15 protein-coding genes and 2 pseudogenes are annotated in these 15,421 nt (G+C 37.8%); 14 read left to right on the top strand and 3 right to left on the bottom strand.

Translation table 11 applies throughout. The features are described from left to right. Both RDV78_11235 and RDV78_11230 read left to right on the top strand, forming a co-directional pair. The coding region (locus tag RDV78_11235; GenBank protein MDS1031001.1) for a GyrI-like domain-containing protein at positions 1-221 on the top strand (221 nt) is incomplete at its 5' end. A gap of 491 nt (positions 222-712) precedes the next feature. Beyond that, positions 713-1,309 (top strand): annotated as a pseudogene (locus RDV78_11230) (IS30 family transposase). Positions 1,310-1,507: 198 nt separating this feature from the next. On the opposite strand, the gene RDV78_11225 reads toward RDV78_11230, so the two are convergent. Then, a complete protein-coding gene (locus tag RDV78_11225; GenBank protein ID MDS1031000.1) occupies positions 1,508-1,744 on the bottom strand; it encodes an integrase core domain-containing protein in 237 nt (78 codons plus the stop codon). A 118-nt stretch (positions 1,745-1,862) separates the two neighbouring features. Between RDV78_11225 and istA the strand changes: the two genes are divergently transcribed. The 7 genes and pseudogenes from istA (at position 1,863) to RDV78_11190 (ending at position 7,695) form a co-directional block, all read left to right on the top strand. After that, a complete protein-coding gene (istA, locus tag RDV78_11220; GenBank protein ID MDS1030999.1) occupies positions 1,863-3,452 on the top strand; it encodes an IS21 family transposase in 1,590 nt (529 codons plus the stop codon). Next, complete coding sequence (locus tag RDV78_11215) at positions 3,449-3,856, top strand: ATP-binding protein (GenBank protein MDS1030998.1); 408 nt, start codon at positions 3,449-3,451, stop codon at positions 3,854-3,856. Before istA ends, RDV78_11215 begins: the two co-directional genes overlap by 4 nt. A 72-nt stretch (positions 3,857-3,928) precedes the next feature. Then, positions 3,929-5,173 carry a site-specific integrase gene (locus tag RDV78_11210; protein MDS1030997.1) on the top strand — a complete coding sequence of 415 codons (1,245 nt, stop codon included), beginning with the start codon at positions 3,929-3,931 and terminating at the stop codon, positions 5,171-5,173. After that, positions 5,166-6,146 (top strand): tyrosine-type recombinase/integrase, encoded by a 981-nt coding sequence (locus RDV78_11205; GenBank protein ID MDS1030996.1) that lies wholly within the window; start codon positions 5,166-5,168, stop codon positions 6,144-6,146. The genes RDV78_11210 and RDV78_11205 overlap by 8 nt, the downstream gene beginning before the upstream one ends. Next, positions 6,133-6,600, top strand: coding sequence for a site-specific integrase (locus RDV78_11200; protein ID MDS1030995.1), 468 nt, complete (start codon positions 6,133-6,135; stop codon positions 6,598-6,600). The genes RDV78_11205 and RDV78_11200 overlap by 14 nt, the downstream gene beginning before the upstream one ends. Further along, a complete protein-coding gene (locus RDV78_11195; GenBank protein MDS1030994.1) occupies positions 6,590-7,153 on the top strand; it encodes a tyrosine-type recombinase/integrase in 564 nt (187 codons plus the stop codon). Before RDV78_11200 ends, RDV78_11195 begins: the two co-directional genes overlap by 11 nt. Before the next feature lie 116 nt (positions 7,154-7,269). Next, a pseudogene (locus RDV78_11190) lies at positions 7,270-7,695 on the top strand (ATP-binding protein). A 184-nt stretch (positions 7,696-7,879) separates the two neighbouring features. Here RDV78_11190 and RDV78_11185 read toward each other — a convergent pair. Both RDV78_11185 and RDV78_11180 read right to left on the bottom strand, forming a co-directional pair. Beyond that, entirely contained in the window at positions 7,880-8,164 is a 285-nt protein-coding gene (locus RDV78_11185) for a DDE-type integrase/transposase/recombinase (GenBank protein ID MDS1030993.1), read from the bottom strand. A 397-nt stretch (positions 8,165-8,561) separates the two neighbouring features. After that, the gene (locus tag RDV78_11180) at positions 8,562-8,858 is read right to left on the bottom strand and encodes a transposase (protein MDS1030992.1); all 297 of its coding nucleotides are present in this window, start codon (positions 8,856-8,858) and stop codon (positions 8,562-8,564) included. 151 nt (positions 8,859-9,009) lie between these two features. On the opposite strand from RDV78_11180, the gene RDV78_11175 reads away from it, so the two are divergent. The 5 genes from RDV78_11175 to RDV78_11155 form a co-directional block, all read left to right on the top strand. Next, a complete protein-coding gene (locus RDV78_11175) occupies positions 9,010-10,395 on the top strand; it encodes a TnsD family Tn7-like transposition protein (GenBank protein MDS1030991.1) in 1,386 nt (461 codons plus the stop codon). A gap of 19 nt (positions 10,396-10,414) precedes the next feature. Then, complete coding sequence (locus tag RDV78_11170) at positions 10,415-10,801, top strand: hypothetical protein (GenBank protein ID MDS1030990.1); 387 nt, start codon at positions 10,415-10,417, stop codon at positions 10,799-10,801. 156 nt (positions 10,802-10,957) lie between these two features. Next, positions 10,958-12,949, top strand: a complete 1,992-nt coding sequence (locus RDV78_11165) for an AAA family ATPase (GenBank protein MDS1030989.1) — start codon at positions 10,958-10,960, stop codon at positions 12,947-12,949. After that, entirely contained in the window at positions 12,942-14,723 is a 1,782-nt protein-coding gene (locus RDV78_11160) for an ATP-dependent helicase (protein MDS1030988.1), read from the top strand. Before RDV78_11165 ends, RDV78_11160 begins: the two co-directional genes overlap by 8 nt. Before the next feature lie 419 nt (positions 14,724-15,142). Continuing rightward, the coding region (locus tag RDV78_11155; protein ID MDS1030987.1) for an IS66 family insertion sequence element accessory protein TnpB at positions 15,143-15,421 on the top strand (279 nt) is incomplete at its 3' end.

Genomic DNA, 15,421 nt, shown 5'->3' with positions numbered 1-15,421 from the left:
TTGAGGCTTTTGATGAAGGCTTATGCGTACAGATAATGCACATTGGACCGTATTCGACCGAACCTGAAACGATGAAGAAAATTGATGCTTTTATCGCCCAGGAAGGCTTAAAGGACAGGCTTGGTATCGGGGGAAAACACCACGAGATATATCTTTCAGACCCGAGGAAAAGTAAGCCGGAGCGCATGAAAACAGTGCTCAGGCATCCAGTAGGAAGATGATTTTTTAGGAGGAGTGGCTCATATACGTCAGAATTAAACAGAATAGCCTGTCTGCAAAATAGAAGAGGTGATGTTCCAAATCAGGAGCCAGCCATATGAGGAATATATAGAATCTTGCTGATTTGTCAAAATCAAATGTGAGGAACCGCATCCATCCTTTACTTCATCCTATTGTCATGAACATATTATTGCATATTATGACCGACCATTTTATCTGCGGCAACACATTCCGGTGCGTGTGAGCGCTTCGTGAATATCCTACCAGTTTGTTATAGGCGAAGAAAACAACAGCATAGCGGTAGGTGCGCATAAAAAAGCAACCATTGGCTCAAAGGACAACTCAATGGCTGCTCTATTTATGAAAAATGAAGCAATTAGGTTCATTGTAAAATTAAATGCAACAGGTAAAATACAGTAAAAAAATAAACAACCATAGTGAGAAATCATGTATGATTTAGGTGTCTACTCCAAACATACAGGAGGTCTCTACTATGGCTGTTCAATCCAAGTCTACCACAACTGTACGTTCTTTTAAACACCTAAGTGTCTTTGAACGAGGTCAGATTGCCGCTCTCTTAAAAGAAGGTAAAACTCAACGTTATATTGCTAACAAGTTAGGTCGCTCACCAAGTACAATTAGTCGCGAAATTAAAAGAGGAACCACAATTCAAAGGCGTTCGGATTTATCAACTTATGAAGAATATTTCCCCGAAACTGGACAGGCAATATATAAGAAAAACCGTATGAACTGTGGGGCAAAGTGCAAGCTGGCTCAGGTTGAAGATTTTCTGAAATTTGCAGAAGATAAGATACTGCACGAAAAATGGTCGCCAGATGCAGTTGCCGGTTCTTGCAAACGAGATCCTAAATGGCAAGATGCTACCATTGTCTGCACCAAAACTTTGTATAGTTACATAGACCAAGGGTTGCTAACAGTCCGAAATATTGATTTAAGCCTTAAACTTAGATTAAAGCCTAAAAGTAAAAGGGTTCGTCAGAACAAACGCATCATGGGAATAAGTATTGACCAAAGACCAGAAGAAGTACAACAACGCCAAACTTTTGGTCATTGGGAAATTGATACTGTAGTAGGTAACGGATTGACCCCCGAATTTTGGACATAGTTTCTTAATTTCTCACGATCTCACACGATTACATCTTTTGTTTAACCTGCTGGCTATTTTCTTATGGTTTAAGAAGTGCGTCAAGGTTACGCTTCGCCGCGTTGCGACCTTGACCCTTTCTTAAACCATAAGACTTTATTCTTACAGGTTAAACGAATAATTCTAAACCGTAATTTTCAAGACTTTTTCGCCATTTCTAAGACATCTGTAGAATTCTTCAGGCGGCATATACCCGGTGCTTGAGTGAAGTCTTTGCTTATTATAACGCCTGATATAGTGCGCTACGACTTCATATGCCTCTGCATAGGTTGCAAATTCATAGCAGCTAAAGCATTCATCTTCTAAAAGCCGGTGAAAAGCTTCTATATGTGCATTTTTGTTTGGAGTTTTAAAAGGGATCCGTTCATGCTTGTTTATGGTAATTTAAAAGTACACCACAAAGGTCATTGAAAATTCCCCCACCTTAGCCGATAATCCTCATAGAGCAAAATTACAGCTATGTGAGGAGCCAGGAGAGATGATTAAGTTGATTCAAAAACAAAATATACTCATCATGTATTACCGGGAGGGAAAGTCCCAGCGGGAAATTGCCAGATTGACGGGTGTGGATCGGAAAACGGTTCGCAGATACATCAATAAATATGAAGAAAAGCGAAAGGAATTGGAACAATCCTCTGGCCTAGTAGATCCCGGGGAACTAATTCAGGAAATTGTGGAAATCCCCAAGTATACAGTTGGAAATAGGCCAAAGCGGAAAGTTACTGAAGATATTCAAAGCCTAATAAAAAAACATTTGGATGAAAATGAACAGAAACGGAGGAATGGCCAACATAAACAAGTTAAAAAAATAATTGATATTTATGAATCCCTAGTGGAAGACAATATAGACATCAGCTATAGCAGTGTTAAAAGAATTGTACGGTCGCTAGAACGTAAAACCAAAGAGGCCTTTATTAAAGAGTCTTATATACCGGGTGATGTCTGCGAGTTCGACTGGGGAGAAGTAAAACTGACAATTGGCGGAAAGCCTCAGATACTTCAAATGGCTGCATTTACATCTGCCTATGGTAATTACCGATATGCATATTTGTTTACTAAACAGAAAACTGAATGTTTTCAGGAGGCACATGCCCGGTTCTTTCAAGAAGTAGGTGGGGTATACCAGACCCTAGTGTATGACAACATGAAGGTGGCTGTTAAACGATTTGTTGGCACAGAAAAAGAGCCCACTGAAGGATTGTTACAATTATCCATCTACTATGGCTTTCGTTACCGATTCTGCAATGTCCGTAGGGGTAATGAAAAAGGTCATGTTGAGCGTAGCGTAGATGTGATCCGCCGTAAAGCCTTTGCCTTTAGGGATACATTTGAAAGCTTGGATGAGGCCAATAGGTACCTGCTGAAAATATGTAACAAACTAAATGCTAAGCCACAAGACACCCGTGATGGACAGTCAGCACTGGCTTGTTTAGAGCAGGAACGTGCCAACCTGTTAACCTTACCCCCAATGTTTGATTCAGCCCGTGTAGTAAATGCCCGTGTGGACAAGTATGCCACCATTGTGGTAGACCAAAACCATTACTCAGTTCCTGATCATTTAGTTGGTGAACTTGTCATGGTTAAAATCTACTCCAGCCGAATCTGCTGCTTCTACAAAGATGCAAAAATTGCTGAACATGCCAGGCTTACTGGCTGCCATGAGTGGCGATTGGAACTTAGTCACTACTTGGAGACATTAAAGAAAAAACCTGGTGCATTAGCCGGTAGTATGGCTTTGCAGCAGGCAGACCAAAAAATTAAACAAATCTTTGAAACCTATTATACCAAGAGAGAGAAAGAATTTATAGAGCTAATGCAATATATGCAGGACGGGACATCACTTTCGGATGTAGAGAAAAGTATCACTAAACTGTGTAAGATTCACCCAAGCCATGTAACCACCGATAAAATTAAAGCATTGTGTGCTAAAAGCCGGGAAAGTACCCCAGAGATTGCAATAATTTCACAGGTCGCACAGGATATTGCCGACCAAGCTATACAACATTTAAGAATGTACGATAAATTGTTTAATACCCAAAACTTAGAATCTAAGGAGGCCATTGCGTGAGTGCTGCGACCCGTAAAGAGTGGAAAGAAGCCATAATAGAATACAGCAAAGAATTAAAACTTTCTGCGATTCGCAAATACCTTGAGGAATATGTTCAAGAAGCCAGTCAACGTGATGCCTGTTATGAGGAATTTCTGGCTCAATTGCTGCAAAAGGAGTGTGATGCAAGGCGGGAGGCCTCACGGTACAATCGTATTCGCCTGGCTCAATTTACCCATAAGAGATACCTGGAAGACTTATCAATTAGCGATCTACCAGAGGATGCACAGAAGAAACTGAAATTACTTAAGACGTTGGATTTTCTTCGAGAAGGGCGGAACGTAATATTAGCAGGTAGTCCCGGCACTGGTAATTATCGAAAGCTTTTTGTTATCGAAAGAAATGAATGTATCATTAAGTTTTGAAAGTAATTGTACTTTAATTTCTTTCGATAATACCTCAGAATAGAATCATCATTTTATTCTGAGGAGGTCGCTATGGAACCGATTTTAACACTCAAGGAGCTCTCTACAAGAGTACTTGAAGAGCTCAAAAACCTAAATTACTCGTATAACTCAATATGCCAGTTCCGGGCAGCATTTAAAAGAATCACTGATTACGCTGATGAGCTTGGCATAAAATACTTTTCAGAGGAATTTGGCAGGTCCTATCTATCGGAAAAGTATAACTGTAATATTGATTACTACCAAGAAGCCTATCCCAAAAAGGCGAAGCATCCGATTCGATGTATTCGGCTACTAGGTGATTATCAACTTCATGGAGTCATTATCAGGCGCATCGTCAAGAAGAAAGATTATGTGAAACCACCACAATTCCAGGATGCTTTAACTGCATATGAAAAAGAATGCATCAATAACGAGTATTCATCCCGTGGCATGAGGACCAGGCTGCAGAGACTTTTCTTCTTCATCGATTATCTTGCCCTACGAGACATAAAAGGGATGAGAGACGTTACACCTGAAATCATTTCTGATTATGTTAAAACGATCTGCCATCATCATGAAAAAAGTATGTCTGCTATCCTTACAACCCTGCGAGTGTTTCTAAACTTTTTATACCTAAATGGTTATACCGATACCAATCTATCGACTTCTGTTCCGAAGCAAAGCAAGTACTATTATCCGCCTGTTCCGGCTACGTGGAAAACGGAGGATGTGAAGCGCATGCTTGCTTCTATTGATCGGGGAAGCCCATTAGGTAAACGTGATTTTGCAATACTGCTTCTTGTTGCAAAGCTTGGAATCCGTGCAGGTGATATCAAGTCGATCAAACTTACAGACCTTGACTGGAGATCAATGAAGATATGCATCACACAACAGAAAACTGGAGTTCCGACGACCTTTCCGATATTGAATGATATTGGTTGGGCGCTGATTGATTACCTGAAGAACGGTCGTCCACCAAAGTGTACTTCTCCTTACTTGTTTGTACGCCTTAACGCACCCTATGAAGCATTTGGAAAAGACGCAAACATGCATAATATCATTACAAAATACACGCGAGCTGCAGGTATTTCTATTCCTAAAGGAAATAGACACGGGCTCCATTCTTTAAGACACACATTGGCAAGCACACTTCTGGAACAGGGTGCTCCTCTGCCTGTAATTACTGAAATTCTTGGACATATTGATGCAAAGTCGACTGCTGTATACATCAGGACTGATATGAAGGGATTAAGGGAATGTGCACTTGACCCGGAGGGGGTGACAGGTCTTGAATAGAGATATATCATTCAACAGTGCTTTTGCAAATGATATCATAGGTTTTATCAAGGAAAAACAAGCAGTAGGTTATCAGTACCGTAAAGGAACTTCACTATTAAAACTCTTTGATGATTATGTATGCCGTTGTTTCAAAGGTGCTACGATGCTGACCAAGGAAATCGTTCTAGGTTGGACAGAGCGTTCTGTATATGAAGCTAAATCAACACAGCAGGGGCGGATTTCCATTATGCGCGGCCTTGCTGGATATATGAACCGTCTAGGTAAATCGGCATATGTTCATCCACGAGGAATGAGTTCAGTTGAAAGGTACTCCTATACACCATATATTTTTTCTGAACGTGAAATATCAGCTATTTTCAAGGCGAGTGACACTTACTCTTTATCCAGCACATCACAGTACTGTCACTTAATTCTTCCACTGGTGATCAGAATGTTATACTGCTGTGGTTTACGTGTGTCTGAAGCAATGAATCTAACCATTGAAGATGTTAATTTATCGGATGGGACTTTGTACATAAGGAAAACCAAGTTTGGTAAAGAACGCATCATCCCCATGTCGGGCAATCTTACAAAAAGGTGTCATGAATACAGTAGGCAAGTTTTGAATGGCAAAGCAAAGGGAACTTACTTCTTTCCGTCGCCGTATGGCGGCCATTATCAATGCGGTACTGTTTATGGGCATTTTCGTAAAATTATTTGGAAAGCAGGCATTTCACATACGGGCAAGGGACCTCGTTTACATGATCTTAGACATACATTTGCAGTTCACTGCCTGAAGAAGTGGGTTCTCAATGGTAAGGATCTTACAAACTGCCTACCCTATCTATCTGCCTATCTTGGTCACGAAGACATGCGAGGTACCCAGCATTATCTACGCCTTACAGCTGATTTGTATCCAGATATTATTCAAAAGGTCGAGTATTCGTGTTCGTGGATGATACCGGAGGTGAAGACAGATGAAACAAACTGATTTTGCACATGTCATTACAAAGTACTTCTCCGAGTATCTTCCCGGCCAGAGGAATGTCAGTTCCAACACCATACGTTCCTACAGAGATACCTTCAAGCAGCTAATTATCTTTCTTAAAGAAGCTTATGGTTTGAAACCAGAACGTATCACATTCAGCAGCATAACAGCGGAACAAATCAAGGGTTATCTTGGCTGGATTGAAAAAGAGAGAAAAGTCAGCATAAGCACAAGGAATCAGCGGCTGGCGGCAATTCACAGTTTTTATCGTTATGCCCAAACAGAGTATCCTGACATCATGTTTGAAAGCCAACGCATTCTGGGAATTCAATTCAAAAAGCGGAAACATCCGTCGATTGACTATTTGACACAAGATTGCCTAAGCTGCCTATTAGCGCAGCCGGATATCCACAAAACGAGGCAGACGCGATTTGATACTAATCACAATGTTGTATGATACCGGAGCCCGTGTACAGGAACTCATTGACTTAAAGGCGTGTGATGTCCGTCTCCAGGAGCCTGCGACAGTGATACTTACAGGTAAAGGTAACAAAACTCGCTGTGTACCATTAATGGGCAAGACAAAAAAGCTTCTACAGGCATATATGAGGGAAACACATCTTCTTGAAAATGGTAATCAGCAGATTCCTTTATTCCATAACAGTCGGTACGAAAAGTTTACACGACCAGGTATTTCATATATTCTGACGAAGTACTTCAACCTTGCAAAAGAAAACAATCCTGACATATCATTCCCTAAAGCTATTCATCCCCACATGCTAAGGCACACCAAAGCGGTACATTTGTTGGAAGCAGGTGTCAACCTGATTTATATCCGTGATTTGTTGGGACATGTCAGCATCACTACAACAGAAATCTACCTTAAGGCAGAAACCGAGCTTAAGCGAAATGCACTTGAAAGCGCATACCCACAGATCATTACACAGGATATCCCTCAATGGACAGAAAATACAGAACTATTGCAATGGTTGGAGGATTTTTGTAGATGATTTATTATCGAAAGATTTTTGATGGGCTTCTATGGTCTTCAAAGGTGTTCATTAAGAATCTTTCGATAACAAAAAACTTTTGATAATTACCATTATCAAAAGCTTTCGATAATAGTAAAACCCATGTTGCCATAGGACTTGGCATCAAAGCCTGCCTGGAGGGCTACAAAGTATGGTTCACAACAGTTCCCCTACTAATTAGTCGGATCAAGGAATGTAGAGCGGAACAGACATTACGCGCCTTCCAAAACAGATTCGAGAAATATGACCTGGTTATCGCGGACGAGATGGGCTACATCTCCTTCGACAAAGAAGGTTCTGAGCTGTTGTTTACCCACCTATCACTTCGGGCCGGGAGAAAATCCACTATTATCACTACAAACCTTTCTTTTGAGCGATGGGGGGAAATATTCCAGGATCCGGTTATGACTGCAGCTATGATTGACCGTTTAACACATCAATCATACATAATTAATATGAATGGGAATTCCTATCGAATGAAAGAAACAAAGGAGTGGTTGCAGAAGCAGCAATTGGCCTAATTTATTAGGCAGAACCCATCGTGTATACTGTATTCAAATTGACACGATCATGCTTTGCATTATCATGATTAATGAGATAACGTAAAAAACTGTGGATAATTCAATGAAAGCATAACTCTTGTTGTTAAGTGGGGGAATTTTTAATAGCCACATGGGGGAATTTTGAGTTGACAAATACAATGCTCTACCCTAGTTCCTCGCATACCTGATTAAATACTTGGCTAATAAATTGAGGCCCATTATCTGAGCGGATTACAGGTTTATTTCCAGCTTGATAAAGCTGGCGTTTTAATAAAGCTGATTTAACCACTCTGACTGCATCTTCTGCCGTGCAGCTAAGACCAAGGTGATAGTCAATTATATTTCTGTCAGCTACGTCAATAAGACTCAACAGGAAGAAAAATCTATTTTCACCCGCAATATACCCATATTTAACATCCATCTCCCAAAGCTGGTTGGAACCTGTAATACCCGGTTTTTAGCTATCTTGCGGGGAAAAGATGGTTTGATTTTTCTTTGTGGCCTAAGAATTTTTAGCTCTTTACACAACCTGTAGACCTTCTTTTTGTTGATTATGAGCCTGAAATTGCGCCTTAGGGCGTAGGTTAATTTAAGATACCCGTAGGCGTAACCTTCTTCTGCGATAAGCTCTGAGAGCCATTCCTTAATTTGTTCATCGCAGATTCGGTTGTTGGCTTTATCTAGCGAGTAACCTGGGCAGGACCTTCCTCCGCCGGTACGTTTTTTAAAACCAATTCTGGAAATATGATAATAGTACGTAGAGCGGCTAAGGCGTACTATTCTAAGTACTAGAACTACTTTATAACCACGGCTAATCCATTTGTTGGCGATACTTACTTTATCTTCTATCGATAGTTTGTTTTTTTTAACAAATCTTTAAGAATGGCTATTTCCAAATCTTTTTCGCCGAGGAGCTTTTTAAGCTTATCGTTCTCGGTTTCAAGTTCTTTATAGTAACTATTATCGATAGCTTTTCCTTTATTATTTTTAGGCACAGGAGGGTTTTTATATTGTTTTACCCATTTGGCAACCATTGATTTGGCTATTTCATGCTGTCGGGCTACTAAGGATATATTGCCCGTCTCAATTGCTTCTTTGACAATTTGTTGTTTAAATTCATCGCTGTATTTTTTCCTGGTCATAAAAATTCCCCCTACACTTAGTTTATCATTTCTTAAGAAACGATGTCCAACCTAGTTAGGGGGCTTAAGAGAACTTTACTGGCACCGTATCCACCAGATCCCTGGAGTGCTGGTTTGCCCTAAACATCAGGTAATACTTTATGATAGTCAAGTGCCGCTCAAGGGCTACAACAAACATCAGTATGTTGCTGCCAGCGAGGAAAATTGTATAAAGCAAGGCATTGCAGTTGCATACTCGGATAAGACTGTGTTGCATTTGATTGAACTGGCAAAAGATGTTGAGATTTTACTTAACAGCCATTTCGAACGGCGCCCCACGGAATGGTTTCATGAGCAGTATCGAGCGAAGTTAATAGAGCGAGGCTTTGCTACTGTTAACGGCAATGTGATGCAGAAAAAGCTGACCGAGGAATTTGTACGATTTTACGGGGAGGAATTTTTGAGCTTTGTCCAGTCGAGTATTGAAATCGACAGTAATAGTAATTGGTTAACGAATATGGTAAGAGGGAGAAACAGGGCAAGCCATCCTATAAGGCATCTGCTTTTTGCAAGGTTCCTGGGCATAACCGTCCCCGATTTGTTTTACAGGCAGTTAACTTATAAACCCTTCGGAGACGGTCCCTGGCCGTGCCTTAATCCTGTGACCGAACATTACCTTAAGCCCGTGGTAAAGCAATTAAGAATCTCTTACAGTAACGATACAAAAAAGCCCGTAGGAACATTTTCCTGTGACTGCGGGTTTGTATATGTAAGGACAGGTCCTGATGTTGCTGAAGAATCTCGGTATAAGGTAGGGAGGATAAAGGAATTCGGGCATGTGTGGGAGGCCAAGCTTAAGGAACTTGTTGAAAAAAGGTTAAGCTTACGGCAGACAGCGAAGCTGATGGGGGCAGATCCTAATACGGTAAAAAAATATGCTGCCAAGCTAGGGCTTGAGACCTATTGGGAGAAAAGAAGTAACCGAGAGCTTATTCAAGCTAAAGGGAGCAGCATTACGATTTTCGATAAGAGGGATTATTACCGAGGAGAATGGCTTAAGTTAATGAATCATTACCCAGATAAAAGCAAAACAGAGCTGCGGCAGCTAAAAAAAGCAGTTTACGCTTGGCTATACCGAAATGATAGAGAATGGCTCCAGCTTAATTCGCCAGAACCAAGATATACATACAAAAATACACGTGTTGATTGGGATAACAGGGATAGAGAAATATTGGCCAAGATAAAAGTAGTAGTCGAGGAAATGCTGAACTCTACCGAAAAACCTGAAAGGATTACTATAAGCCTGATTGGCAGCAAATTAGGTATAAGGGGACTTCTTGAGAAACATTTGGACAAGATGCCCCTTACTAAGCTGTATCTGGATTCGGTGAAGGAAAGCAGGAGGAACTTCCAGTTAAGAAGGGTAAAGTGGGCGGTTAGGGAATTGAAAAGACAGGGAGAAAATCCAAAGCTGTGGAAAGTGTTGAGAAAAGCGGGGATAAGGAAGGAATTTTGCCAAGATATGGAGAATTATATATTTGAGATTGTTAAAGAATAAAAATTTTATGAGGGGTATTATGGCTGTTTCAGGAACATTTTATTTTTGCGGTAGCAGTGAAATGTGTTACAAATGGATATATAGCGAAGCAGGTGAGAAGAGCACATTATACATAAATAAATGGAGAGTGCCAAATCCTCCGCCTAAATCAATCAATGTTACAGTGAAGTTCAAGGATGAATTTGAAGCTGAAAAAATCAGAAGTGAGCGGGATTATGCAAAAAAACCTGAATTAAAAAATGAACCGATTATAAGATATGTTCATAGGGTAAGCTGTCATTCAAATACTGTAAAATTTTATATTGAAGGATATGAAAGGCCATTTGACAGTATTTATATACCCTGTTCTTTTCTTAACGGTAACGAAGATATAAAATTGGTACAAATAGTGATTAATTGGAATTAAGTAGAAGTCGTAGGAGTTATGGAAATATTTATCCACGGCTTTTTCTTTTTGTAATTCTTCTTTAAAGCAGAGCGAAAAGATATAAATTTTTGGATACTTATACCATCGGTATTTAATTATACAAATTTTAATAAATGGAGGTGTTAATCTTAAACTATGTATATATCAAAGTTGAGGATAGAGAATTTCAGGTGTTTTAGAGATGTAGAGATAGAATTTAATGAAGGATTAAACGTAATTATTGGTGAAAACAACTCTGGTAAAACTGCAATAATGAAGGCGCTACAATATATTTTTAATCATTCTAATACAAATGCTCCTACCATAGATGATTTTAATAAAACAATAGAAATTGGGCCTACTCCTCCCGAGATTACTATAACGCTTACTTTAAGATCTTCAAAAAATGATAAGATTGAAGATAAAGCTGTTGTAGCAAGTTGGCTAACCAAATTAGAAACTCCATGGGAAGCAACGTTAACTTACAAATATTTTTTACCCGAAACTAATGTAAAAGAATACGAGGAGGAAATTAATAAGATTTCGCCAACAAGCGATGAAAAAATTAAAGAAAGCTGGGCTGTTTTAGAAAAATATTTACCTAAATATGTTTCAAGAATTTATGGAGGAAATATTGAAAGCAAAAATAGGGTAGAAAGTGAATATTTGAGTAAATTTCATTGTGAGATGCTAGATGCATTAAGAGATGTTGAAAATAAGATGTTTACTGGGAAAAATACTTTGCTTAAACAAGTATTAAATTATATTAAAGACCATAAGTTTAAAAAAGATAACGGTGAACAGGGGAAAGAAGAATTAAATAAAGTACAAAAAGAATTTCAAAAACACGCGGATAAATTAGTTGAAAACATGATAAATCGTCTTGATAGTAGCAATATTTTAGAACTGGCTGAAAAAACAGGGGCTGCTGTAGGAGGCATTCCAGTTTTGGGGGGAAAATTGGAGGAAAGTGATGTATTATCAGCACTTAAACTAATGATAAGGAATAAAACAGGAATTGAAGTGCCAGTAGTTAATAACGGTATGGGCTATAATAATTTGATTTACATATCTCTACTATTGTCGAAGTTTGAAATGATTACATCGAGTGAATTTGGAGAAAATGCAAAAATATTTCCAATTCTGTTGATAGAAGAGCCAGAAGCACATTTGCATCCAGCATTACAATATAACTTTTTAAGATATTTAAAAGAACAGATAGATAATCAAGGCATAAGTAGACAGATATTTGTTACTACTCATTCAACCCATATAACTGCTGCTGTAGGGTTAGACCCTATAATCTGTATGAATAGAAATCAGCATAATGAAATATTTCCTGCATACCCAGGAAAAGTATTTTCCGATTCGAAAGAAGATCAGAAATCAAAAAAATATGTTGAAAGATACCTTGATGCTACAAAGTCAACAATGTTATTTGCAAAATCAGTTCTTTTTGGGGAAGGTATTGCTGAACAAATACTTCTTCCTGTTTTGGCAGAATATATGGATTTAAATTTTGATAAAAAACATGTTTCAATGGTTAGAGTTGATGGCTCAACTTTTAAGCATTTCATAAAATTATTTGGTGCGGGAGTAGAAAATGAAAGGAAAAAATTTGCATTGCATAAGAGAGTTGCTTGCATTGTGGATACTGATCCTGCCCGAAAGAAGAGAGGACAATCTAAATGGGAGAGCTGTTGGCCATTTGAAATAGACGTTGAGCCACAGTTATATGAGTATAGAAAAATATCGAGCGTGGTATGTAACCTTTTATTTGCTACTTTAAACTGCGATAATGTAAAAGTATTTTACAATGAATCTGGAAAAGGGAAAACCTTAGAGTATGATATAGCTTTTGAAAACACCGAATCTCCATTAATATATGATTCGGTACCTAATAGTGAGATTAATTGGCCGAGTTTAAGCAATTGGTCAGAAGAAGATAAACGGAAATCTCAAAAAGCAACTTCTTATTATCTTTATGTAAAAGATGAGAAAGGTGAGGCAGCGTTTGATTTAGCTTATAAACTAAAAGAAAACTTAAAAGCACCGACCAGAGAATTATTTAAGATACCAGATTATATAAAAAGGACATTTAAGTGGGTATGTTATGTAGATGAAGTGGAGGAAGACTACAATGCCTGAAGATAATTTTGAAATAATTACTTCCGATCAAGTAATTGATAGTTTAGATAATCACTTTAAAATAATTGCTGGTCCTGGTGCAGGTAAAACCTATTGGCTGGTTAACTACATAAAATATGTATTAAAAAATTCAAAGAGAATAAAACCCACTTCTAAGATTGCTTGCATTACTTATACGAATGTTGCGGCTGAAGAAATACAGGAAAGATTAAATTTAAATGAAGATAACGTTGAAGTTTCTACTATTCATAGCTTTTTATATAAGAACATTGTAAAACCATATGCCTATCTTTTGAAAGATGAGCATGGTAAAAATATTATCAATATTACGAAACTGGATGGGCATGAAGAAAATGTACCGACTAAAGGTAAAATATCTCAATGGAAGGAATTAAATAATCTTTGGTATTTGAAAGATGATAGCAAAATAAAAGATTGTTTGTCAGATTTAGGTTGGTTTTTTGAAGAAGGTGATTTAAAATTACAGGTAAGAAGTGATTATAAAAGACGAATAGGTAAATATTATATTCCAAAAGAGTTTTTTTATTCATATAAAAAGTTACATTGGGATGAGGGTATATTACACCATGAGGATGTACTTTACTTTAGTTACCAAATAATCAAACAATACCCAATCATTAAGGAATTTATTGTTGCTAAATATCCTTATATTTTTCTTGATGAATTTCAAGACACTAATCCAATCCAAACGAGGATTATAAAATGGCTTGCAGAGTCAGGATCAATGATAGGGGTTATAGGAGATCCTGCACAGTCAATTTATAAGTTTCAAGGTGCCTCAAGAAGAGATTTTATAGATTTTTCTTTACCTGGACAAAGAAATTATAAAATTGAAAGTAATAGAAGGAGCAGTAACAAAATAATCAATTTCCTAAATTATATTCGAAAGAATGATAATGTAAAGCAAGAATGTTTCAGAAAATGTGAAGGTGCCAGTATTTCTGTTATTGAGAGTGACGATATAGATAAAGTCCTTAAGTTATTCAATGACGAAAGATTGCGTTTGAACCTTAATGACGATTACTGTGTTCTTACACGTAATAACGAGTCTGTAATAAAATTAAAAAATGGCTATAAAACCTGTGATTGCAAAATATGGGATAACATTCACGAGGCTGATTACCGAAGGGAAAGATTTTTAAAACGAATTCTTACCGCTCAAGAGTTTGCACATCGTTCAAGATATGAAATGGCAGTTAAGGAAATATTAAAAACACTTAAGACTAATTCTGAAGGAAATATTGAGGATCCTTTTACAAAATCAGTTATAAAAAATGATTTTATAAAAAGAAGTGTAGCTGTTTCGATATTAGAATATCTAATAAATAATCGAACCCAAAATATAAACAAAAAATTATATGATTTCTACAACGAACTTAATGATGATTTGCTTAGTAAATTAGGGCTATCACTTAGAAATCTAAGAGCTAAAGGTAATTTCAAAATTTTATCTGAATCTTTGACTATTAGAGATTTAATTAATAGTTTAAAATTAGAAGAGGAAAAAAATAGTGATGTAAGAACAATTCATAAGGCAAAAGGTACAGAATACCAATCGATTTTAGTTTACATAGAAAATAATGGAGATATAAGACACATATTAAATCCTGAGATAGACTCTGAAGAAGATGATTGTCGTATTTATTATGTTGCTTTTAGCAGAGCAGAAGATTTTCTATGCATCGCTGTACCAAAGCTAAATAAAGAACAAAAGAGAGAACTAACTAGATTGGGTTTTAGTTTTATATCTTAAACTTAAAAAATTATTTCTTTAAGGATATAATTGTTGTATCTCCAGTATCATCTACTCTTATTCCTTAATCCTTACCACTTTTTTCCAAACTATGTATTTCTCATTTATTCCTCCCATCCATGCGAAAAAAGGGGTTCCGTTGAGGGAGGGATAAGGGAAAAGGATTAAGGATCAAGTCCATACAGAATAAGAAAGGGATAAGGGCAAAGCCTTGAAAAAGCAAGATTTACGCCACTTATCCCTTTTTCCTTTTCTCCTTGACCCTGCCTTTTCAGCCCAACTTTTTTCACACAAATTAGAGCAGTATTTGGTAAATTATAGGAGAAATATTACGTAAGCGTCAAATAGCCCCCACCTAGCCCACCATCCTTCTTTATGAGATACTCTTAGCAAAATAGAGTCGATAAAGGAGGATTTTCATGACTAAAGAAGAACTACGAGACTTTTGGGCAGCCAGGGTAAAGGAATTTAAAGAGAGCGGCCAGAGTGCATCAGCATGGTGTTCAGCTAACAACGTAAAGCTCCATCAATTAAGGTACTGGCTTAGAAAAGAGAAACAGACATCCACTGAGACTACATTATCGTGGCTGCCATTGGATCCTAGCGATGCAGGCTTTCAAACTTCTTTGTTAGTAAGGGTAGGCCAGGTCGCTGTAGAAGTCAAGCCAGGGTTTGATCCAAAATTACTAGTAGACGTT

The organism is Bacillota bacterium LX-D (assembly GCA_031628995.1).
Classification (GTDB): Bacteria; Bacillota; DUOV01; order DUOV01; family Zhaonellaceae; genus JAVLUO01.
Note: the sequence above shows the minus strand (reverse complement) of the source record. Positions and strands in the feature narration are given on the sequence as shown.